This window comes from Rhodococcus opacus B4 (genome assembly GCF_000010805.1).
GTDB lineage: Bacteria > Actinomycetota > Actinomycetes > Mycobacteriales > Mycobacteriaceae > Rhodococcus_F > Rhodococcus_F opacus_C.
The window spans coordinates 1287998-1309729 of record NC_012522.1 but is presented as its reverse complement, the minus strand read 5'-3'; the positions used below and the strand labels follow the sequence as shown (position 1 = coordinate 1309729).

Annotated in this window: 22 protein-coding genes and 1 pseudogene; 13 read left to right on the top strand and 10 right to left on the bottom strand. The window is 67.5% G+C overall.

The genetic code is table 11. The features are described from left to right. Positions 1-94: 94 nt before the first annotated feature. Positions 95-703: a TetR/AcrR family transcriptional regulator gene (locus tag ROP_RS06125; RefSeq protein ID WP_012688459.1), complete on the bottom strand. Its 609-nt coding sequence runs from the start codon at positions 701-703 to the stop codon at positions 95-97. 99 nt (positions 704-802) lie between these two features. On the opposite strand from ROP_RS06125, the gene ROP_RS06120 reads away from it, so the two are divergent. Both ROP_RS06120 and ROP_RS06115 read left to right on the top strand, forming a co-directional pair. Beyond that, positions 803-2590: an N-acyl-D-amino-acid deacylase family protein gene (locus ROP_RS06120; RefSeq protein WP_012688458.1), complete on the top strand. Its 1788-nt coding sequence runs from the start codon at positions 803-805 to the stop codon at positions 2588-2590. Next, positions 2587-3435 carry an alpha/beta fold hydrolase gene (locus tag ROP_RS06115; RefSeq protein ID WP_012688457.1) on the top strand — a complete coding sequence of 283 codons (849 nt, stop codon included), beginning with the start codon at positions 2587-2589 and terminating at the stop codon, positions 3433-3435. Before ROP_RS06120 ends, ROP_RS06115 begins: the two co-directional genes overlap by 4 nt. Here the strand turns inward: ROP_RS06115 and ROP_RS06110 are convergent. Then, positions 3403-3966 carry a TetR/AcrR family transcriptional regulator gene (locus tag ROP_RS06110; protein WP_012688456.1) on the bottom strand — a complete coding sequence of 188 codons (564 nt, stop codon included), beginning with the start codon at positions 3964-3966 and terminating at the stop codon, positions 3403-3405. The genes ROP_RS06115 and ROP_RS06110 overlap by 33 nt on opposite strands. Before the next feature lie 40 nt (positions 3967-4006). On the opposite strand from ROP_RS06110, the gene ROP_RS06105 reads away from it, so the two are divergent. Next, positions 4007-5260: a KasA/KasB family beta-ketoacyl-ACP synthase gene (locus ROP_RS06105; protein ID WP_012688455.1), complete on the top strand. Its 1254-nt coding sequence runs from the start codon at positions 4007-4009 to the stop codon at positions 5258-5260. 64 nt (positions 5261-5324) lie between these two features. Beyond that, positions 5325-5672 carry a helix-turn-helix domain-containing protein gene (locus ROP_RS06100; protein ID WP_012688454.1) on the top strand — a complete coding sequence of 116 codons (348 nt, stop codon included), beginning with the start codon at positions 5325-5327 and terminating at the stop codon, positions 5670-5672. 9 nt (positions 5673-5681) lie between these two features. Here the strand turns inward: ROP_RS06100 and ROP_RS06095 are convergent, their stop codons facing one another. Both ROP_RS06095 and ROP_RS06090 read right to left on the bottom strand, forming a co-directional pair. Next, the gene (locus ROP_RS06095; RefSeq protein WP_012688453.1) at positions 5682-6266 is read right to left on the bottom strand and encodes an ATP-dependent Clp protease proteolytic subunit; all 585 of its coding nucleotides are present in this window, start codon (positions 6264-6266) and stop codon (positions 5682-5684) included. A gap of 4 nt (positions 6267-6270) precedes the next feature. After that, positions 6271-6879 carry a ClpP family protease gene (locus ROP_RS06090; RefSeq protein WP_005568279.1) on the bottom strand — a complete coding sequence of 203 codons (609 nt, stop codon included), beginning with the start codon at positions 6877-6879 and terminating at the stop codon, positions 6271-6273. Positions 6880-7087: 208 nt separating this feature from the next. Here ROP_RS06090 and ROP_RS06085 point away from each other — a divergent pair. After that, positions 7088-7775 (top strand): annotated as a pseudogene (locus ROP_RS06085) (low molecular weight phosphatase family protein). On the opposite strand, the gene ROP_RS06080 reads toward ROP_RS06085, so the two are convergent. The 3 genes from ROP_RS06080 to ROP_RS06070 are packed head-to-tail and all read right to left on the bottom strand — an operon-like array spanning position 7759 to position 10896. Beyond that, the gene (locus ROP_RS06080) at positions 7759-8916 is read right to left on the bottom strand and encodes a sulfotransferase family protein (RefSeq protein WP_012688451.1); all 1158 of its coding nucleotides are present in this window, start codon (positions 8914-8916) and stop codon (positions 7759-7761) included. The pseudogene ROP_RS06085 and the gene ROP_RS06080 overlap by 17 nt on opposite strands. 19 nt (positions 8917-8935) lie before the next feature. Next, the gene (locus ROP_RS06075) at positions 8936-9733 is read right to left on the bottom strand and encodes an SDR family oxidoreductase (RefSeq protein ID WP_043824281.1); all 798 of its coding nucleotides are present in this window, start codon (positions 9731-9733) and stop codon (positions 8936-8938) included. Beyond that, entirely contained in the window at positions 9730-10896 is a 1167-nt protein-coding gene (locus ROP_RS06070; RefSeq protein ID WP_012688449.1) for a hypothetical protein, read from the bottom strand. Before ROP_RS06070 ends, ROP_RS06075 begins: the two co-directional genes overlap by 4 nt. A 93-nt stretch (positions 10897-10989) precedes the next feature. On the opposite strand from ROP_RS06070, the gene ROP_RS06065 reads away from it, so the two are divergent. From ROP_RS06065 to ROP_RS06045, 5 genes are all read left to right on the top strand, one after another. After that, on the top strand, positions 10990-11913 hold the full coding sequence (locus tag ROP_RS06065; RefSeq protein WP_012688448.1) for a helix-turn-helix domain-containing protein: 924 nt from the start codon (positions 10990-10992) through the stop codon (positions 11911-11913). A gap of 119 nt (positions 11914-12032) precedes the next feature. Continuing rightward, positions 12033-12950: a sulfate adenylyltransferase subunit CysD gene (gene cysD, locus ROP_RS06060; protein ID WP_012688447.1), complete on the top strand. Its 918-nt coding sequence runs from the start codon at positions 12033-12035 to the stop codon at positions 12948-12950. Further along, positions 12950-14800, top strand: a complete 1851-nt coding sequence (gene cysC / locus ROP_RS06055) for an adenylyl-sulfate kinase (protein WP_012688446.1) — start codon at positions 12950-12952, stop codon at positions 14798-14800. The genes cysD and cysC overlap by 1 nt, the downstream gene beginning before the upstream one ends. Then, on the top strand, positions 14790-15920 hold the full coding sequence (locus tag ROP_RS06050) for a 3'(2'),5'-bisphosphate nucleotidase CysQ (RefSeq protein WP_012688445.1): 1131 nt from the start codon (positions 14790-14792) through the stop codon (positions 15918-15920). The genes cysC and ROP_RS06050 overlap by 11 nt, the downstream gene beginning before the upstream one ends. Further along, entirely contained in the window at positions 15917-16318 is a 402-nt protein-coding gene (locus tag ROP_RS06045; RefSeq protein ID WP_012688444.1) for a nuclear transport factor 2 family protein, read from the top strand. Before ROP_RS06050 ends, ROP_RS06045 begins: the two co-directional genes overlap by 4 nt. Here ROP_RS06045 and ROP_RS41010 read toward each other — a convergent pair. Then, positions 16273-16587, bottom strand: coding sequence for a hypothetical protein (locus ROP_RS41010; RefSeq protein WP_231868861.1), 315 nt, complete (start codon positions 16585-16587; stop codon positions 16273-16275). The two genes, ROP_RS06045 and ROP_RS41010, sit on opposite strands and share 46 nt — an antisense overlap. Before the next feature lie 251 nt (positions 16588-16838). Between ROP_RS41010 and ROP_RS06040 the strand changes: the two genes are divergently transcribed. Next, on the top strand, positions 16839-17687 hold the full coding sequence (locus tag ROP_RS06040; protein ID WP_012688443.1) for a phosphotriesterase family protein: 849 nt from the start codon (positions 16839-16841) through the stop codon (positions 17685-17687). A gap of 1 nt (position 17688) precedes the next feature. After that, entirely contained in the window at positions 17689-18381 is a 693-nt protein-coding gene (locus ROP_RS06035) for a TetR/AcrR family transcriptional regulator (protein WP_012688442.1), read from the top strand. Here the strand turns inward: ROP_RS06035 and ROP_RS06030 are convergent. After that, the gene (locus tag ROP_RS06030) at positions 18335-18961 is read right to left on the bottom strand and encodes a TetR/AcrR family transcriptional regulator (protein ID WP_012688441.1); all 627 of its coding nucleotides are present in this window, start codon (positions 18959-18961) and stop codon (positions 18335-18337) included. The two genes, ROP_RS06035 and ROP_RS06030, sit on opposite strands and share 47 nt — an antisense overlap. Positions 18962-19150: 189 nt before the next feature. Between ROP_RS06030 and ROP_RS06025 the strand changes: the two genes are divergently transcribed. Further along, positions 19151-20554: an MFS transporter gene (locus ROP_RS06025; RefSeq protein ID WP_012688440.1), complete on the top strand. Its 1404-nt coding sequence runs from the start codon at positions 19151-19153 to the stop codon at positions 20552-20554. On the opposite strand, the gene ROP_RS06020 is transcribed toward ROP_RS06025, so the two are convergent. Further along, the gene (locus tag ROP_RS06020) at positions 20436-21716 is read right to left on the bottom strand and encodes a hemerythrin domain-containing protein (RefSeq protein WP_012688439.1); all 1281 of its coding nucleotides are present in this window, start codon (positions 21714-21716) and stop codon (positions 20436-20438) included. The genes ROP_RS06025 and ROP_RS06020 overlap by 119 nt on opposite strands. Between the last annotated feature and the right edge of the window lie 16 nt (positions 21717-21732).

The window sequence follows — 21732 nt, the reverse complement described above, 5'->3', positions numbered from 1 at the left end:
GCTGTCCTGACAACGTTCTCGCGCGGGGGCGTCACCCGGCTGGGAGGGAGCTGGAAGATTCCTGTGAACCCAAGGCCTGCTGTCGCGGTCCGGTTCAGCGTGTCGTGTCGAGTGCGCCGACGTCGACGCCTGCTGCGGGAAGTAGGTGGTAGAAGGCGCGTTCGCAGAGGTCGATCATCTCGGAGCGTTCCATGGTCGGCTCGTCGAGCCAGGACAGCACGATCTCCTCCATGAACGCCTGCCAGCCCGAGACCGCGGCCTCGAGCGCGGGTGTCGTCGGCACGCCGAACTCGGCCAGCGACACGACTGTCCATCGGGTGAACGTCCGCCGCATGCCGCGGTAGATCTGCCGCATCCGCTCGTCGCCGCTGCCGGCCATCCGCATGACCGCGAGGTAGATGGTGGGGTGCTCGATCACCGCTTCCGCGAACGTTTCGACGCCCGCCCGGAGCTGCCAGTACACCGGGAGCGTCGCGTCGGGGGTCATCCGCCGCTGCAGTTCGGACGCCGACGCTTCGAGGACGGCGTTGCGAAAACCCTGCTTGTTCTTGAAGTAGTGGAACAGCAGCGGTGCGGAGACGCCTGCCTCGGCCGCCACCTGGTCGATCGACAGGTCGTCGAACGGCACCGTCTCGAGGAGCCGGACGGCGACGTCGAGGATCTGCGCGCGCCGATCTTCGGGAGAGCGGGGTGCGGCGGCCACCCCTGCACTCTATTGAGCAACGCTCGAACCGTCCATTGACTTTTACTCAACCACATACGTAACCTCGGGTAACACATACTGAGTGTGAGGAGGGCAACAATGCCGGATTTCGATGTGGTCATAAACGGTGGCCTGTGGTTCGACGGAACCGGATCCGCGCCGCTGCGCCGCAATCTCGGCATCCGCGACGGGGTTCTCGTCCGGGCGTCGACTCGCCCGCTGCCCGTCGGACCGGACACCGAGGTCATCGATGCCGCAGGCAAGTGGGTGCTCCCCGGATTCGTCGACGTGCACACCCATTACGACGCGGAGGTGCTCGTCAGCCCCGGCCTGCCGGAGTCGGTGCGACACGGTGTGACCACCGTAGTCGTCGGAAACTGCTCGCTGTCCACCGTGTATTCGACGCCGCGTGAATGCGCCGACCTGTTCAGCAGGGTCGAGGCCGTGCCGCACGACTCCGTGCTCGGGATCCTGGAGGAGAACAAGATCTGGCAGAGCCCGGCGGAATACGTCGAGGCCCTCGAGTCGCTGCCGCTCGGCCCCAACATTGCCGGGTTCATCGGGCACTCCGACATCCGCACCCACGTCCTCGGTCTCGGCCGGGCCACCGACAGGCGGATCGAGCCGACCGCTCGCGAACTCGGGCAGATGGGTGCGATGCTCACCGACGCCATCGACGTGGGCTTCCTCGGGCTCTCCTCGATGACGAACGCGCTCGACAAGATCGACGGCGACGAATACCGTTCCCGCTCACTGCCGTCCACGTACGCGCGGTGGAAGGAGTTCCGCTTCCTCAATCGCATCCTGCGCGAGCGCGGCAAGATCCTGCAGAGCGCGCCCACGATCAACCTGCACCCGAACATCGCCGGATTCTTCGCGGAGAGTTCGGGCTTCGGGCGGCGCAAACCCCTCAAGACGTCGCTGCTGTCGGCCGCGGACTCGAAGGCGTATCCGCCGATCGTCTACTTCATGCTCGCCGCGGCGCCGCTGCTGAACCGCTTCGCGAAGACCGATTTCAAATGGCAGCACCTGCCGGTGCCGTTCACCGTCTACGCGGACGGGATCGACCTCGTGGTGTTCGAGGAATTCGGCGCCGGCGCGGCGGCACTGCACCTGAAGGACCAGGTGGAGCGAAACGCCCTGCTACAGGACGAGTCCTATCGACGCCGGTTCCGCAAGGACTACGACAACAAGTTCAGCCCCCGCATCTGGCACCGCAACTTCTACGACGCGGTGATCGTCGGGTGCCCCGACGAGACGCTGATCGGCAAGACGTTCGGCGCCGTGGGCGACCTCCGTGGTGTGCACCCGGTCGACGCGTACCTCGATCTCGTCGTCGAGTACGGGACCGATCTGCGGTGGCGGACCACCATCGCGGGCCATCGCCCCAAGTTCGCGAAGAAGCTCGCGGCCAGTTCCGGGGTGCAGATGGGATTCGGCGACGCCGGTGCCCACCTGCGCAATATGGCGTTCTACAACTACCCGATCCGGCTGCTGAAGAAGGTCAAGGACGCGCAGTCCGACCGAAAGCCGTTCCTGACCGTCGAGCGGGCCGTTCACCGGCTGACGGGCGAGCTCGCCGACTGGTACGGCATCGACGCCGGCCACCTCCGTGAAGGTGACCGCGCCGATCTGGTCGTCGTCGACCCGGCGGGTCTCGACGCCACGGTGGACGGGTTGTTCGAGGCGGAGGTCCCCGAATACGGCGGGTTGCGGCGGATGGTGAACCGCAGCGACGGCGCCGCGGTCGCCACCGTGATCAACGGCAGGCTCGTCTACCGCGACGGCGAATTCACCGGTGGATTCGGGGTGACAAAGACGGGTCGCTTCCTCCGCGCCGGAGAGTCGACCGCAGACCGCAGCGAGCGTGAGACGATCGTCGGATGAGTCGCACGGAGCGGATCGGCACGTTCACCCGCGACGGACTGGTGTTCGACGTCCGCGACGAGGGCCCGATCGACGGCACGCCGGTGGTGCTCTTGCACGGGTTTCCGCAGGACTCCCGGTCGTGGGACGCGCTGGCGGCGCTGCTGCACCGGCGCGGGTTCCGCACCCTCGCCCCGGACCAGCGCGGCTATTCGCCCGGTGCCAGGCCCCGCGCCCGCCGGGCGTACCGCAGCGCGGAACTGATCGCGGACGTCATCGCTCTCATCGACCGGGCGGGACTCGGCCCGGCGCACGTGGTCGGACACGATTGGGGCGCGGCGGTGGCGTGGGGCGTCGCCGCCGAACGTCCCGATCGGGTCCGCACGCTCACGGCGCTGTCGGTGCCGCACCCGGCGGCGTTCGTGCGGGCGATGCTCACCAGCCGACAGATCCTGAAGTCCTGGTACATGTTCGCGTTCCAGCTGCCCTGGATTCCAGAGCGGGTGCTCACCCCGGACGGCTTCGGCTACCGGGCCCTGGTCGCCAGCGGCCAGTCGCCGGACGACGCGAAGCGCGACCTCGGGCCCATGCGCGACCGGACGCGGGCCCGGGGCGCCCTGAACTGGTATCGCGCGATGCCGTTCACCTCGCCCCGATCGGCGTCCCGGAAGGTCCGGGTGCCGACGCTGTTCGTCTGGAGCGACGGCGACACGGCGATCGGTCCGGTCGGCCCGGAGCTGACCTCCCGATTCGTCGACGCCCCGTACACATACGAGGTGCTCCGCGGCGTGAGCCACTGGATCCCGGACGAGGCCGCCGAACGTGTCGACGAACTACTCGGCAACCACCTGCTCGATCAGTCGTGACGCCGATCGATCGGTCCGCGCCGCGTCGCCGGTGACCAAGCGGTCGAGGAGGATTCCCCGTAGTCCGGACACCGCGACGGTCGCACTGTCGCGAGAATCCCGAGTGGAGATCCCGCATCGGACCATTGCGTCGGCGACGGCATCGATCAGCGTGTGAATGGCCGAGGTGGCGAAGTCGGCAAATGGGCCCCGCTGCACGCTCGCCACCCCCATCACCTGCAACAGGATCTTCGTGCTGACCGAGGACTCGCCTCGTGTGGTCGACGTCCACAGCTCCTCGAGGCCGGCACGCAGCCCGTCCCGGTCCGAGACTCCGGAGAACAGCGACGAGAAGCCGGGATGCTGCGTCGCCAGCGCCTGGACCAGCAGTTCCTCCTTGGTGCCGAAGTAGTAGATGAGCATGCGTGAGCTCGTGCCCAGCTCCGCGGCGAGTGGCCGGAGCGACAGGTCCGCGAGTCCGTGTTCGGCGATGTAGCCGACGACGTCGGCGAGTAGTTGTGTGCGCTTGCCATGGTCGAGGGGGCGGGCCATGCGTTTGACTGTAACGGACGCTACAGGTATTCATGGGAACATGACTGTAACGACTGCTTCAGAAATTCGGAGCGCCGCACGTCCGGTGGTGGTCACGGCGTTCGCCGCCACCACCTCGATCGCCGACGACGTCGACGGCACCTGGGAAGGGCTGTTGCGCAACCGGACCGGCATCAGTGTGCTCGAGGAGTCGTTCGTCGACGAGTACGACCTTCCCGTCCGGATCGGCGGCAAGCTCACGGCGCACCCGGCCGAGCACCTGACGCGGGTAGAGCAGCGCCGGCTGTCCTTCGTCGAGCAGAGCGCCCTGGTCCTCGGTCGGCGGGCCTGGGCGAACGCGGGCTCACCCTCGGTCGACGGTGAGCGGCTCGCCGTCGCGATCGGCACCGGACTCGGCGGCGGGGACGCACTCGTCGGGGCCGTCGACGCGATGCGCGCGAACGGGTACCGCACGGTCTCGCCGATGTCCGTGCCCATGGTCATGCCAAACGGTCCCGCCGCCACTGTCGGCCTCGAGATCGGGGCGAAGGCGGGTGTGTTCGCGCCCGTGTCCGCGTGTTCGTCCGGTTCCGAGGCCATCGCGCACGCCTGGCGGTTGATCGCCACCGGCGAGGCGGACGTGGTGATGGCCGGCGGGGTCGAGGGGCAGATCGATGCGGTGCCCATCGCGAGTTTCGCGATGATGCGTGCGATGAGTACCCGCAACCACGATCCCGGGCGTGCGTCGCGGCCGTTCGACCGCGACCGGGACGGCTTCGTGTTCGGTGAGGCCGGCGCGGTGCTCGTGCTCGAATCCGAGGAGCACGCCCGGTCTCGCGGCGCGGAGATTCACGGCAGAATCCTGGGCGCCGGAATCACCTCCGATGCTTACCACATCGTCGCCCCCGACCCGCAGGGCGCCGGAATTGCGCGCGCCATGCGGAAGGCGCTCACCACCGCCGGTCTGCGCGGTGCGGACGTCGACCACGTCAACGCCCACGCCACCTCGACGTCCGTCGGCGACGTGTCCGAGGCCGCCGCGATCGCCGCCGTCGCCGGACAGGCGTCGGTGTATGCCCCGAAATCGGCGCTCGGGCACTCCATCGGCGCGGTCGGAGCCCTCGAGGCGATCCTCACCGTCCTGACGGTGCGGGAACAGATCGTTCCACCGACCCTCAACCTCGACAACCAGGACCCCGACGTCGACCTGGATGTCGTCGCCGGATCGCCGCGCCGTCAGCGCATCGACTACGCGCTGAGCAATTCGATCGGTTTCGGCGGGCACAACGTCGCGCTCGCCATCGGCCGGTACTGATCGGCTGTCCGCTGTCGGTGAACGCCGCGGCGTCAGGGTGCGTCGTCTGGAAGACTCCGGAGGTATGGACGCGCCACGCAGACTGACGCTGGTCACGGCCGCCCCCGACGGCTCGGGGGAGGAGCCGCTCGTGCGCGAGCTCTACGGACGGGTGCTCCGCGAGGCGCGACGGGACCAGGACCGGAGTCTCGAGGACGTCGCAGCCGCCGTCGGCATGTCGAAGCAGTACCTCTCCGAGATCGAGCGCGGCAAGAAGGAGCCGTCCTCGGAGATGCTGCGCGCGGTGTGCGGTGCACTCGGTATGTCGGTGGAACACCTGCTGTTCCGGTCCGGGCGCCGGCTCGGTGCGGCGAACCGCACGTCGGTGACCCGGACCGTGAACCGGCAGGTGCCCACCCTGCTCGCCGCCTGACGCCGTCGGTCAGTCCACGACGACCGTGTCGGCCAGCCCGTAATCGATGGCCTCCTGGGCCGTGAAGATCCGGTCCCGGTCGGTGTCCCGGCGCAGACGTTCGACGGTCTGCCCGGTGTGTTTGCTCAGAATCGACTCGGTCTGCGAACGGACCCGCATGATCTCGGCGGCCTGCAGCGCCAGGTCGGAGATCGTGCCGTTGCCCTGCGTGGACGGCTGGTGCAGCAGCACCCGGGAATGCGCCAGGACGTGCCGGTGTCCCTCGGTTCCCGCCGCAAGGAGCACCGCAGCGGCGGAGGCGGCCTGCCCCATGCAGTAGGTGGCGATGGTCGGGCGGAGGAACTGCATCGTGTCGTAGATGGCGAGCATCGCGGTGGTGGAGCCGCCGGGCGAATTGATGTACAGACCGATCTCCTGGTCAGAGCTGTCCGCCTGCAGGTGGAGCAGTTGTGCCATCACGACATTGGCGACTCCGTCGTCGATTTCCGTGCCCAGGAAGACGATCCGCTCGTTCAGCAGGCGGCTGAAGATGTCGAACGACCGCTCGCCGGCCGGGGTGCGTTCGATGACGTGGGGAATGGTGTACGAAGACATGGCGTCACAGTCCAATTCTCGGAGCGGTGGTGTGTGGGGCGATCTCGGCGAACGAGGACACGACGCGATCGACGATCCCGTAGTCACGGGCCTCGTCCGCGGTGAACCACCGATCCCGGTCGCTGTCCTCCGCGATCTGTTCGACCGGATGCCCCGTCTCCGCGGCCAGGATCTCCTGCGACTGTCGCTTCATCCGTTCGAGGCTCTCGGCCTGGATGGCGATGTCGACGGCCGTGCCGCCGATGCCCGCGGACGGTTGGTGCATCATGATGCGGCTGTGCGCCAGGCTGATCCGCTTGCCGTGGGTTCCCGAGCACAGCAGGACCTGGCCCATGCTGGCGGCGAAACCCATGGCCACGGTCACTACGTCGTTGGGGACGAGTTTCATCGTGTCGTAGATGGCCAGGCCTGCGAAGACGGATCCCCCCGGCGAATTGATGTACAGCACGATGTCGCGTTTGGGGTCGGCGGCGGCGAGGAGCACCAGTTCGGAGCAGGCGCGCTCGGCCATGGCGTCGTCCACCTCACCGGTGAGGAGGATCGTGCGCTGGCGAAACAGTCTGTCCGCCAACAGGTCGCGGTAGTTCAGGTCGGGTAGTGCGGCTGTGGTCATGCCTCCAGTCCTACCGCCGCGCCGGCGCGGGACCGGCAAATGTCTGCTGAGGGCAGACGATGGGCAACCGTGCCCTCGTGATTCGAGGTGACCGTAAGGAAACGGGAAGATGAACGACCCGCCACCGAGCGATGAACTGTGAGAACAGACCGCTCGGCCAGTGGAATCGGACTCGCGTGTGGACGAAGTCGCTGGTTAGGGTTCCCTCATGCACGTTCTGTTCGTCTGTAGCGGGAACGTCTGCCGCTCGCCGATCGCAGAGCGGCTGACACACGCGTACGCGCTCGCCCACGATCTGCCGCACCTCACCGCGGAGAGCGCCGGTGTCCGCGCCCTCGTGGGCTTTCCGATCGAACCCGTCGCCGCCCGGGTCATCGAGGGCCTCGGTGCGAGCGTCGACGGTTTCCGGGCGCGCCGCCTGCGGCCCGAGATGATCAAACGCGCCGACCTCGTTCTCGCCATGACCGAGCAGATCCGGGACCGTTCGATGGAACTGCTTCTCGGGACGAGCCACTGCACGTTCACGCTTCGGGAGGCCCGCCGGATCGCGACCGACACCGGCGCCCGCACCGTCGCCGAACTCGCGGTCGCCCGCCGCGACTACGGGACGGTCGACGAGCCGAACATCAGCGACCCGGTGGGGCTGGCCGAGTCGGCATTCACCGAGGTGGGAGACCGGATCGCCGCCGAGTTGATACCGCTGCTCGACGCTCTCGATCTCGACAGCGGTACGACGTGGTCGGAACCGGAACCGGAACCCGAGCCGGAACCGAATCCCCGACCCGAGCCCGAGCCGCTGCCCCCGGTCGTCCATCTTCCGCTGTCGCCCAGGCCGCTGATCGCGGCGCGGGCGGCGTCGTCGATTCTCGACTATCCCGGTCAGCTGGACGCGCTGAACTGGTAGTCGGCGAATCTCTCGTCGACCTGTTCGGCGGTCAGACCGAACTCTTCGAGCGTGTACTTGTGCGAGGGTCGGCGGTCACCGCTGCGGCTCTCGGCGTGCATCGCCTCCATCGCCGCCCGGGCGGGCCCGCCGAGATCGAGTCCGAAGTACGTGTACACCCCCTCGACGGTGCCGAGCGGATCGGCCACGAAATCCCGGTAGTCGACGTCGATGAACTGCGCTGGGTCGTGCCGCGTGCGGGCCGCGGTGAACTGCTCCAGCCCCCTGGCCCACAACTCGAGCTGGCTCTCGCCGATGACGCTGCCGCGGAACTTCTCGGACCATCCGTCCGTCGCCTGTTCCGCCAGGCTGCACACCGACGGGACGATCGTGCGCGGCGGCCGGTGGGTCTGGACGATCAGCGCGTCCGGATAGACCGCGAGGAGTTCGTCGAGCGCGAACAGGTGGCTGGGGTTCTTGAGCACCCAGCGGCGGTCCCGGTCAGGAAGCCCGATCAGCTGCAGGTTCTTCTTGTGCCGCTGATACGCGTTGGTCCAATCCTGGCCTTCGAGCCAGTGGGAGTACGTCGGGAGTGACGCCAGGCATTCGTAGGAGATGGACTTGAACGTCTGCCGCAGCAGTTGCCAGCACTCCTCGACCTCGCTCGCCGACATGTAGTGCACGCCCATGAATTCGGGGCGTTCGATGTGGTGGCGGCTGAAGCCCTCCTCGATCTTCTGGAACACGGGATTCGATTCCCAGGTGTCGCGCGGCGGCCGCGGTTGCGGCATCTCGGTCAGCCACATCTCCAGGCCCTGATGCGACGGGTCCGCGGTGAGCAGCCGGTGCAGTGCCGTCGTCCCCGTGCGGGGGAGTCCGGTGACGAAGATGGGCCGCTCGATCCGCACGTCCGCGTGCTCGGGGTTCTGTTGCCACGCCGCCTCGCTCAGCAGCCGGGCCACCAGGGCGCCGCGGAGGAACACCCGGGACACCTTGCTGCCGAGTGGGGTCAGCTGCTCGTCGGTGTGGTAGGAGTCCAGCAGGACGCCGAGGGCCTCGGTGTAGTCGTCCACACCGAAGTCGGTGAGACCGGTCAGCCGGGTGGCCGAGGCGTGCAGGTCCTCGACCGTGCCGACCGTGGTGCGCTCGCTCATGATGCTCCGGTTCTGTTCGCTAGTGGTGGAATTCGCCGCAGTTGACGTCGAGGCACTGCCCGGTCACGGCGCTCGCCCACGGTGAGGCCAGGAAGATCACGGCATCGGCGACCTCCGCGGTCGTCGGGAGACGCTTCAGATCCGTGTTCGCGGCGGTGTGTTCGTAGATCTGCTCGACTGTCGTCCCGTACTTCTCGGCCTGGTGTGTGAAATACTGCTTCAACGTGTCACCCCAGATATAGCCGGGAGCAACCGAATTGACGCGGATTCCCTGCGGTCCCAATTCCGTGGCGAGCGACTGCGACGTCGCGAGCAGCGCGGACTTGGCCATCTTGTAGCTGCCGTACCGTTCCTGGGAGTGCCGGAGCACCATCGAGTTGATGTTCACCACCGCGCCGTTCACCTCGGCGAGTGCGGGCGTGAACAGCTGGGTCAGGCGCAGCGCGCCGAGCACGGTCAGCTCGAAACTGCTGCGGATGTGGTCGAACTCGGTGCGGGCCAGCGGTTTCATCGACGGAACCGAGAACGCGTTGTTGATCAGCACGTCGACCTTGCCGTACGCGTCGACGGCCGCGGACACCAGGTTCTCGGCCGAGGCCTGGTCGGTGATGTCGGTCGGGACGGTCACCGCGCGCCGGCCGGCGGCGATGATCTCCTTGGCCACCTCGTCGAGGCGCGACGCGGTGCGGGCGGCCAGCACCACGTCGGCGCCGGCGTCGGCGCAGCGGACGGCGAGCGTGCGCCCCAGGGCCGGTCCGACGCCGGAGATGACGACCACCTTGTCCTGCAACAGCTGTGGAGTGCTCACGGCGATCACCCCAGCATCCGGTCGGCCACCGCGGCCTGGCGTGCGGCGATGCGTGCGGCGAAGTCCTCGGGCGAGATCTTGTTGGAGTCGTAGTAGGGCAGTTGTCGATGGACGTCGTCGAACTTCACGACCTCGATCCGGGGACCGTCGTCCGGGGTGAGTTCGCGGGAGACGCGCTGCCAGCGGAACTGCAGGTAGCCGCGGAGGTGCCCGACGGTGGCGATCCAATTGGCAACGCCGGGATTGCGCTCGCTGACGACGAGTCGGATGCGGTCGTCGGGATCCACCTGCGACTGCGCGACGTTCAGCGACGTCTGGTGGTTGACGTAGTCGAGGGAGATGTACCACATGCTGCCGAGTTGAAATCCCTGGTAGGGCACGTCGGCTTTCGGAACGGTGATGACGATGGCCTCGTCCTCGGCGAGTTCGTAGTGCCCGACGGACGAGTACTGGGTGGCGAGGCCGCCCGGTGTGAGCCGCGGTTCGGTCATCGTGTTCACCGGCAGGTTCAGGTAGAACCACTCCGGAAACTGCAGCCAGGTCTTGACCCGCGAGACGAGAGCCTTGCCCGCCCGGGCGTACCGCTTCTCGACGGCCTCGCGGGTGAGCGGGCCCGGGGCGGTACCGACCGTGTCCGCCCTGGCGATGCGAATGGTGCCCCGCCGCTGATGCCAATCGCTGTACACCTCCCGGACCACCAGTTGCGACGAATCCGGTGCGAGGGTGAAGTAGTTGCGCCTGCCCGCGCTGTCGCCGGGTCCGAACCGCACCTCGAACGAACCGTCGGGTGCGATGTCGATCTCCCGGTCGTCGAAGGCCGTGACGCTGCCGGGAACGTGTGCGGCCGTGTAGTTTCCGTTCAGCACCTGGAAGCTCAGGTCGGCGGTGGTGCCTCGTCGCCCGGTGACCACGTATTCGACGTCGTCGTCGATCCGCGCACCGAAGTAGAGGGTGTCCGGGTTGTCCAGGCCCATCTTCATGTACGGGCCGGTGCCGGAGATGAACGTCGGGTGTGACCGTTCGGTGGCCCAGGCGGCGTGCGTCGTGGCGAGGATTCCGCCGGCGAGGTACTGGTAGCCCTCCAGTAGATCCTGTTCGGTGCGGATGTGGGGGGCGCTCTCGATCAGTTTCTCGGCCTCGGCCATGGCGTCGGCGAATGGGTCGGTCAGCACACCGTAGCTCCTCACGAAAGGGTGGTACAAATATGTACCTGCGTGGTAGAACGTTGATGAACCGACAATAGAACGTGTTCTAAGGAGTGGTCAATGGGGCTCGAGGACGAGACGCCGGACCGGGCGCAGGGCCGGCGGTCGCCGCCCACCGAGCGGGTGGTGCAGGTGCTCGACTTCCTGGTGGCGCGCAAGGAGCACCGCTTCGGGCTGTCGGAATTGGCCCGGCAGCTCGACATCAGCAAGCCGACGTGCCTGGGAATCCTCACCGAACTGGCCCGTGGCGGCTATCTCGTCCGGGATCCGGCGACGAAGACGTACGGCCTCGGTCCGGCCCTCATCGCGGCGGGCCGCGCGGCCCAGCAGGGGTTCGCGGCCGGGCCGGTGGCGCGCAGGCATCTCGCCGTCCTCAGTGACGAGTTCCGGACCACGTGCACGGCGTCGGCGGTGGTCGGCGACCGCATCGCCGTCCTCGAGCTGACCAGCCCGCCGGGCGTCCGGGCGGCGGCCAAGGTGGGGGAGATGTACCCGTTCGCGCCGCCCGTCGGGCTGATGTACGTGCTGTGGGACGGCGACGACGCGCTGCAGTCGTGGCTGCGCCGGAAGCCGACGCTGCCGGTGCGCCTCGACCGGGACCGGCTGCGCACGGTGGTCGAGGAGTGCTCCCGCACCGGGTACCTCGTCGAGACCCTCACGCCGGTCGGGCAGCGACTGCACACGCTCATGGCGGGCGTCGCCGCGCACGATCTGCCGCCGGAGTTGCGCGACGTGCTCGGCGAGATGGTGTCCAGCCTGGGGGAGCGGGTATACCTCGATGCCGAACGCGCGGACCCCGCTTCGCCGCACCCGGTCAGCCTCATCGCGGCGCCGACGTACGACGCCGAGGGTCACCAGGCCATGGTCCTCACGCTCTACGTCGGTGCCGAACTCGCGCCGTCGGAGATCGCGCGGCGGGGCAAGGCTCTTGCGGCTGCGGCGGACGCGATCACGACGGAGGTGGGTGGCCGCCGTCCCCGGTGACGAGCGGGCATTGACCACAATCTGAAACACGTTCTATTCTCGGAGGTGCATTGTTTTCGACCGGGCTGGTCCAAATATGAACCAGTGACCGGTAAGGCACTCGCGACGAGGAGTCGCCCATGACCGCACCGCCCGTGTACGAGTTGTCCCACCTCGGCGCGCTCGAAGCCGAAGCCGTGCACATCTTCCGAGAAGTGGCCGCGACGTTCGAGCGTCCGGTGCTGCTGTTCTCCGGCGGCAAGGACTCGGTGGTGATGCTCCACGTGGCCGCCAAGGCGTTCTGGCCGGCGCCACTCCCGTTCGCCGTCATGCACGTCGACACCGGCCACAACTTCGACGAGGTCATCGAGTTCCGCGACCGGACCGTCGAGCGCCTGGGCCTGCGGATGGTGGTGTCGAGCGTGCAGGACGACATCGACGCCGGCCGTGTCAGCGAGGAGTCGGGTCCGCGGGCCAGCCGCAACCGGCTCCAGACCACGGCGCTGCTGCGCGGCATCCGTGAGAACGGGTTCGACGCCATCTTCGGCGGTGCCCGCCGCGACGAGGAGAAGGCCCGCGCGAAGGAACGGGTGTTCAGCTTCCGCGACGAATTCGGGCAGTGGGATCCTCGGGCACAGCGTCCGGAGTTGTGGAGCCTGTACAACGGCCGGCACCGCAAGGGCGAGCACATCCGGGTGTTCCCGCTGTCCAACTGGACCGAACTCGACATCTGGCAGTACATCAGCGAGGAGAAGATCGCACTGCCGCCGCTGTACTACGCGCACCGCAGGACGGTCGTGCCGCGCGACGGAATGCTGTTGGCGCACACCCGGTTCCTGAACCTTCTCCCCGGAGACGAGCCGTACGAGGCCCTCGTCCGATTCCGGACCGTCGGCGACGCCACGTGCACGGGGTGCGTCGAATCGTCCGCGACCAGTCCCGAGGCTGTCGTCACGGAGGTCGCCGCGAGCAGGCTGACCGAGCGCGGGGCGACCCGGGCAGACGACCGGATCTCCGAGGCAGGCATGGAAGACCGCAAGAAGGAAGGGTACTTCTGATGCCGCAGTTACTCCGGGTCGCGACCGCGGGCAGCGTGGACGACGGCAAGTCCACCCTCATCGGCAGGCTGCTGTACGACTCCAAGGCGATCTTCGAAGACCAGCTCGAGGCGGTCGAACGCACCAGCCGCGAACGGGGCGACGAACACGCGAACCTCGCACTGCTCACCGACGGCCTGCGCGCCGAACGGGAGCAGGGCATCACCATCGACGTCGCGCACCGCTACTTCGCCACACCGCACCGCAAGTTCATCATCGCGGACACCCCGGGGCACGAGCAGTACACGCGGAACATGGTGACCGGGGCGTCGACCGCCGACCTGGCCCTGATCCTCGTCGACGCCCGCAAAGGAATCCTGGAGCAGACACGTCGTCACGCCTTCATCGCCAGCCTCCTCGGAATTCCGCACCTCGTGCTGTGCGTCAACAAGATGGACCTCGTCGGGTGGTCCGAGGAACGGTTCGAGGAGATCAAGGAGGAGTTCCGGCAGTTCGCGATCAAACTCGAGGTCCACGACCTCACGTTCATCCCGGTGTCGGCACTGCGCGGCGACAACATCGCGCAACGCACCGCCAACATGCCCTGGTACGAGGGGGCGTCGCTGTTGCACTACCTCGAGCACGTGCACGTGGCGTCCGACCGCAACCTGATCGACGCACGGTTCCCCGTGCAGTACGTGGTTCGTCCGCAGCGCCAGACCGATTCCGCGTTGCACGATTTCCGTGGCTACGCGGGGACGGTCGCCAGTGGGGTGTTCAAGCCGGGCGACGTGGTGGTGGCGCTGCCGTCGGGATTCACCTCCACCGTCACCGCCATCTGGGGCCCCGGCGGAACCCGTCTCGACGAGGCGTTCGCACCGTCGGCGGTGTGCGTGCAACTCGCCGACCAATTGGACGTGAGCCGCGGGGACGTGCTGTGCCGTCCCAACAACCGTCCCCTTCTCGGGCAGGAACTCGACGCGATGGTCTGCTGGTTCAGCGAACAGTCCACGCTGACGCCGGATGCCCGCTACACGCTGCTGCACACCACCCGCGCCACCAAGGCGTCGGTCGTGAGGCTCGACTACCGGCTGGACGTGAATACGTTGCACCGCGACGAGTCTGCACAGGCGCTGTCGCTCAACGAGATCGGCCGTGTCCAGCTGCGGACGTCGCAGCCGCTCATGTTCGACCCGTACCGCCGCAACCACGTGACGGGCAGTTTCATCCTTGTCGACGAGTCCACCCACAACACGGTCGCCGCGGGCATGATCACCGGGCCGACGCTCTCGCGGTCGAAGGTGGTGTGGCACGCCTCGGCCGTCTCCCGGGAGGAGCGGGCGACGCGGGGCCGCACCGTGTGGCTGACGGGACTGTCGGCGTCGGGAAAGTCGACGGTCGCGGTGGAACTCGAGCGACGCCTGGTCGCGTCCGGGGTGCCCGCTTACCGGCTGGACGGCGACAACCTGCGGCACGGTCTCAACGCCGACCTCGGGTTCAGTGCGCAGGACCGCGCCGAGAACGTGCGCCGCGTCGGCGCCGTGGCTCAGCTGCTCGCCGACTCCGGGGTGGTCGCGATCGCGTCGCTGATCAGTCCGTATCGCGCCGACCGGGACCGCGTCCGGGAACAGCACCGGGCTGCCGGGCTCGACTTCGTCGAGGTGTTCGTCGACACCCCGGTGGAGCAGTGCGAGGCGCGCGATCCCAAGGGGATGTACGCGAAGGCCCGCGCCGGAGAGATCACGGGATTCACCGGGGTCGACGACCCGTACGAGGTCCCCGAGAACCCCGAACTCGTGCTCCGGCCCGAGGACGGCACGCCGACCGAACAAGCCGCGAGAATTATGGAATTGTTGACACGTGATCACTGACGCACGACTCGCGGCCGACATCGCCTCCGGTGCCGGTGCCCTGCTGCTGGACATCCGCACCGCGGGACTGGGATCGGCCGACGGTCGTGAACTCGGCAGGCGCGGCGACGTCGCCGCCGACGCGTTCATCCTCGGCAAACTTGCCGCGGAGCGACCCGAAGACGCGATTCTCTCCGAGGAGTCGGCGGACGACCGGTCGAGGCTGGATCGGTCCCGGGTGTGGATCATCGACCCGCTCGACGGTTCCAAGGAGTACGGACTGCCCGGGCACTCGGACTGGGCCGTGCACGTCGCGCTGTGGGAACGCGGCCGCGGCATCACCGCGGCCGCGGTCGCGCAACCGGCGCTGGGCGCCGTGTACGCCAGCGACGACGACAGTCATGTGGTGCACGCCGAGCAGTTGCCGGCGCGCCCGCGGATCGTCGTGAGCGCCAGCCGGCCGCCGGTCTTCGTCGACGCCGTCGCGACTGAGATCGGTGCCGAGGTCACCACCATGGGTTCGGCGGGCGCGAAGGCGATGGCGGTGCTCCGCGGAGACGTCGACGCCTACGTCCACGCGGGCGGGCAGTGGGAATGGGACTCGGCGGCCCCTGTCGGCGTCGCTGTGGCCGCGGGCCTGCACTGCTCGCGCATCGACGGAACCCCGTTGGACTACAACGAATCCCACCCCTACCTCCCCGACCTGCTGATCTGCCGGCCGGAACTGGCCGAGCCCCTGCTCGCGGCGATCGCGAAACACGCCACCGACACGGCCGACAGCGGACGCGTCGCGATGGCCAGGGCCTACATCGACGCCCTCGTCAGTCACGACGCCACCAAGGTGCGTCTCGCGGACAACGCGTGGCGGGTGGAGAACGGGCAGCACACGGGCGAATCGGGTGCGTTCATCCGGGACGAACTCGAGAACGGGCTGCAGTACCAGGCGATCCAGGCCGTGCGCGATCTCTCCTTCCACGAATGGGGCGACAACGTGGTGGCCCGGTTCGTACTCGACCTCGGGGCCACCCCCACCGAGGTCACGTCGGTGCGGATCACGGAGCATTTCGACATCCCGGCCGGGGCGATCCAGTCCGTCATGGCCATCATCGAACCGTTCGCGATCGAGAGGGAAAACCGATGACCCCGGACCAGCTGGTCACGCAATTCTGTGCCGAGTGGATCGAGCCCGATCCGGCGAAGATCGCCGAGTACTTCGCGGAAGACGCCGTCTATCACAATATTCCGATGGAACCCGTCACTGGCCGTGACGCGATCCGCGAGTTCATCGCCGGCTTCATCGCGGCGTTCGGCGGCATCGACTTCCGTGTGCACCGGCAGGTCACCGACGGCGGCCAGAGCCCCAACGCCGAGGAATCGAGCGGGGTGGTGATGAACGAGCGGATCGACGTGTTCACGCTGAACGGCACCGTCGTCGAACTGCCCGTCGTCGGAGTCTTCGAGATCACCGACGGCAAGATCACCACGTGGCGTGACTACTTCGACATGGCGCCGATCCAGGCCGCGGCCGGTGGCGGATAGCTGCCCCATGACTCACCGGTAAGCCACTTCCACGGCTTGTCCCAGTGTCCGGGCGGTGGCACGAACGGCAGCTGTCCCAACTGCCCCGGCGGTGGGAAGAACGGCAGCTGACCCAGCTGTCCGGGCGGTGGAACCACATCGGGTACCGAACTACCGGGAATCGGCGATGGCCCTGGATCGGCATTTGCCGTCTGTGCGCCGAGTCCCAGTGTGCCGAAGCCCAGCGCGACGGCGATCACGGCTCCCGTCGCAGTCTTCTTCAGATTCATCGTGAACTCCTTCTGCGTCTGCCCTACCACTGGCTGTGGACGGGCACGCACCGGTATGCACGCTTACAGTGTGCGCGTGTGCGCAGGCCTGTGGGTTACGCGTGGGAATCGTGTGCACTGCGGAACTGCCTGCGCCTGTGGAAGTGCGTCGCTGTGCCGGCCGCCTCGGAGTAAATGTTGACGTCAGATTCAAGTTAGATCTACGCTAGGCCGAGTATGACGACGGTCACATCCGGAGAGGGCGAGTCTGCATGAGTCAGGTCAATACGGTCCGCGGACCGAGCGACAGCGCCGAACTCGGACGCACGTACATGCACGATGCCGTCGCCAAACTGCGTGCGCTGGCCCGGCAGGGGGTCCGGACCATCGTCGACCCCACCGTGGTGGGGCTCGGCCGGTACATTCCGAACATCCAACGGGTCGCGGAGCATCTTCCCGAGCTGAACATCGTTGCCGCAACAGGGCTCTACACCTACGACGACGTGCCGTTCTTCTTCCACTACCGTGGTCCGGCGCTCGATGCGATCGTGGGTGCCGCGGTCCCCGACCCGATGGTCGACATGTTCGTGAAAGACATCGAAGAGGGAATCGCCGACACCGGGGTCCGCGCGGGCCTGCTCGAGTGCGCGATCGACCGTCAAGGGCTCACACGAGGGGTCGAGCGGGTGATGCGCACCGTCGCGAAGGCGCACCGGCGCACGGGCGTCCCCATCACCGTGCACACCCACCCGGGTAGTGAGGCCGGGCTGCACGTCAAACGGGTGATGTGCGACGAGGAGGGGGTGCGGCCCGACCGGATCGTGCTCGGCCACAGCGGCGACAGCACCGACGTCGAGCACCTGACCGGCCTCGCCGAGGAGGGCTTCGTCCTCGGGATGGACCGGTTCGGCATCAATCTCGAGACGACGTCGCAGGACGCCTCCTGCTACATCGACTGGATCGACCTCAATCTGATGGCCGCGCTGCCGCAGTGGCATCACCTGCACATCGAGAAGGATGTGCTGCCCTATGTCCGGGAACGAGGGGTCACCGAGAAGATGATCACCGAGATGCTGGTCGAGGTGCCCCGTCGATACTTCGAGAACGTCGAGCCCTACTGACATGTCGCGCCCGCGAACCGCACCCACGCCACCGGTCACGGCCCGGGGCGTCCGCACCCGCGACCGTCTCGTCGCCGCGGCCCGGGTGGTGTTCGAGCGCGACGGGTACCTCGCCGCCCGTCTCGTCGACATCAGCAAGGAGGCCGGACTGTCGACCGGATCTTTCTACACGTACTTCGCAGGCAAGGAAGAGGTGTTCGCGGCGGTCGTCGAGGTGACGCAGAACGATCTGCTGCATCCCGGGATGGGGCGGGTCGAGGACGAGGGCGACGTACATGCGGTCGTGGAGGCGAGCATCCGGGCATACCTGCATGCGTGCCGCCGGAACGCGCGTCTGCTGGCCCTGCTCGAGCAGGTCGCGCACGTCGACCCCGCATTCCGTGAACTGGAACGCGCGCGGGACGAGACCTTCTACCGGCGCAACGCGCGCGCGATCGCCGATCTGCAGGACCGCGGTCTCGCCGATGCCTCGCTCGATCCGATGCTGACGTCGAAGGCGTTGTCCGCCATGGTCGGGAGGATGGCCTACGGCTACTTCGTCGGACCGCCCAGCGAGCGGCGATCGCTCTCGTTCGACGAGTTGACCGCCGGGCTCGCGCGAATGTGGACGAACGGGCTGCGCGTGCCGGATCGCGCCGGAGAGCCCGTCAGTAGCCGGGCGCGTGAAGGATCCGAAGGACGAGATCGGCGTTGATGTCGCCGAGTTCGGCCGGCGTGAACTCGCCGTCGGGGCTGTACCACCGGCAGATGTCCACCGCGAGCGACATGATCGCGAGAACCGCGACGCGGGGGTCGGGAATCAGGAACACCCCCTGATCGATCCCGTTCTGCACCTCGCGAATTGCCGCGAGCCGGATCTGAAGCCGGGTTTCGGCGACCACTTCGTGGTGTTCGGGGCTCAGATGCCTGCTCTCGTACTGGGCGATGCGCGCGCGCCGGAAGTTCCTCGCGTGCATGATGCTGAACTCCCGGACCAGTGCGCGCACGCGGTGGATGGGGTCGGTGAACGGGGCGACGGCGCTCAGCACCAGGGCGAGTGCGCGCTCGTTCGATCGGCGGACCAGTTGGAAGAGCAGATCTTCCTTGGACGGGAAGTGCACGTACATGGCGGAAGGACTCATTCCCGCCATGGTTGAGATGTCCCTCGTGCGCGTGGCTTCGAAACCTTTGTCGGAGAACAGTGTCGTCGCCGCGCGGAGCAGGCGTTCCTCGGATGTCGGCGGTCCGGGGCTCGGCTCGTCGGCCGCGGATATGCCTTCTTGTAGTTCGGTCATCGGTGGTCCTCTCCGCCGCATCGAGCTTCGTCCGCACCGGCGGGATTCGGCAAGATCAATCCCCTCGAGTGATTGACATCACACAACAATTCAAACACACTAAGCAAGCGCTCACTGACTTGAAGTTGGCGTCATGTTCTGAAAATCCAATCCCACGTCCACAGATGACCTATCTCGAGGAGTGATCGGATGACTACATCCGCGGTGCAGCCGAGTAAGGACGCAGCCGGTGACCAGACCGTGCAGCGCAAGCGTGCACATCGGAAACTGCTGGCGGCGGGACTCGTCGGCAGCTCGATCGAGTGGTACGACTTCTTCCTGTACGGAACCGCTGCGGCACTGGTCTTTCCCCACGTCTTCTTCCCCGGCTCGTCGGCGTTGGTGGGCACCCTGCTCTCGTTCAGCACCTTCTGGGCCGGCTTCGTCGCCCGCCCGCTCGGCGGCCTCGTCGCCGGTCACTTCGGCGACAAGTACGGCCGCAAGCCGGCCGTCGTCACCTGCCTGCTGTTCATGGGACTGGCGACGTTCCTCATCGGCTGCCTGCCCGGTGCCGCGACCATCGGCGTCGCGGCCCCGATCCTGCTGGTGGTCCTGCGGTTCGTGCAGGGCCTCGCCTGCGGCGGTCAGTGGGGTGGGATCGTCCTGCTGCTCACGGAGTCGGCAAGCCCCAAGCGCAGGGGATTCTCCGGCACCTTCGGGCAGATGGGCGTCTCCTTCGGCGTCCTGCTCGGCAACCTCGTGTTCCTCGGCGCCACCGCCGCGATCTCGAACGAGGCGTTCCTCAGCTGGGGCTGGCGGATCCCGTTCTTCGCCAGTGCACTGCTGTTCCCGGTCGTGCTCTACATCCAGACCAAGGTCGAGGACACCCCCGAATTCCGGGACCTGCAGGAGGCGGCGCAGAAGAAGAACGAGACCGTCGTCCGCGCACCGCTCACGCAAGCGATCAAGGAGCACTGGCGCAAGATCCTGCTCGGTTGCGGACTGCTCGCGGCCACCAACTCGCTGTTCTACATCTCCATCGCCGGTGTGCTCAGTTACGGCACAGCCGAACTGGGCATGAAGCGTAACGACCTGCTCGCGATCTCGCTGCTCAGCGCCGCACTCACGGTCGGTGTCGTGCTGTGGTCCGGGCACATGTCCGACAAGATCGGGCGCAGGCCGATGATCCTGATCGGCGCGGCGATGATCATCGTGTGGGCGTTCCCGTACTTCTGGCTGATCAACACCCGGAACCTGGTGCTGTTCTTCATCGCCGTCACGGTCGGCAGCGTCTTCCAGTCGATGACGTACGGGCCGATCGCCGCGTACATGGGTGAGCTGTTCGCCCCCAACGTCCGCTATTCCGCCGCCTCACTCGCCTATCAGCTGGCGGCGATCACGGTGAGCGGCGGCACGCCGTTCATCATGACGGCGCTGATCGCCAAGACCGGAACCACCACGTTCGTCGCCGTCTTCGTCGCGCTGATGGGACTGGTCACGCTCCTCTGCGCGTGGAAGCTCCGCGAGACCAACCCCGCCGAGGTCCGCAGCGATCCCACGGCCGTGCCCGGCGCCCAGTTCTACCAGGCGGTTCCGGCGAGAGTCGACCGGTAGGCGAGCCGGCGTGCGCCTGCTGCCGCAGTGCCTCCAGATTCTGCCGCATCTGTGGCCGCATATCCTGGTGCTGCGGCTGCAGGCGCGAGTAGAGCCTGAGCAGCGGGCGGTACGGCAGAACGTCGATCCGATACGAGTGCGTCACCCGGGTCCCGTCGCCGTCCGCGGTGAAGAGATAGGACCAGGTGGTCGAGTCGTGGTACAGCGGGTTACGCCGGTCCGACACCGTGCGAAATTCGAACTTTCTGCCCGGATCGACGGCAGTCACCTCGCAGACCCGGGACCACCGCATGTGATGTGCGCGATTGTGCCCGCGGAATCGGGCGCCGACGGTCCCCGGTGGCCGTCCCGGTAGCCACTCGCAGCGGCGGCACTCGGGGCTGCGTTCGCTGATGCGGGTGACGTCGGCGACCGCGTCGTACAGCTGCCGGGCGGGGACGTCGATCCACAGTTCCGCCGCACCCTCCGTGCGGGTCGGCCGGCGGAGCCGTGGGCTGACGTCGAGATCGGCACCCCATCGAGTGGCGCACGCCCGCCGGTACGGTCGTTTGAACGCATGGAGCAGCATGAACCGGGTGGCGGGATCGACTTTGCGCACGGTGACGTCGTAGTCTTCCCGACCGGCACCGTCGATGATCCAGTGAGCTTCGATCCCCAGCTCGCGCTTGGTTTTCGACGCGATGAACACCCGCTGCTCCACGTCGTCCCACTGACGACGGGTCAGGGTCCGGGCGACGACCGGCATCATCTCGTCCTCCTCCCGCTGCAGATGCGGCAGGAGAACCTGTTCGAGAGAGGTGACGGATTGCGACAGTTCTTCTCGGGCAGCCGGGTGCGCACGGTAGTCGGCTGCCACCGCGGCAACCCGCTCCATCTCGGGGCCGATCCGCGCATGATCGGCGTCCATCGCATCGAGCAGTGCGCCGGCGGCCGGGTTCAACTCGCGGACCAGTGGCCAGAGCCCACTGTCCTCGCCGGTGTGGTGCAGGTGCAGGAAATGCATCATCCACACGAGATGATCGGCGAGGGCGACCCGCTGGGCCTGCGCGGGCGGAGGCGCTGTGCGCAGCACCTCCGCGGCGCGGGCAATATCGCGGCGCAGCGCGGTGTGCACGATGCGCATGATGCGAGTGTCGGCGGGGGAGAGCGTGTCGGTTGTCATGACCTACTCCAGACAA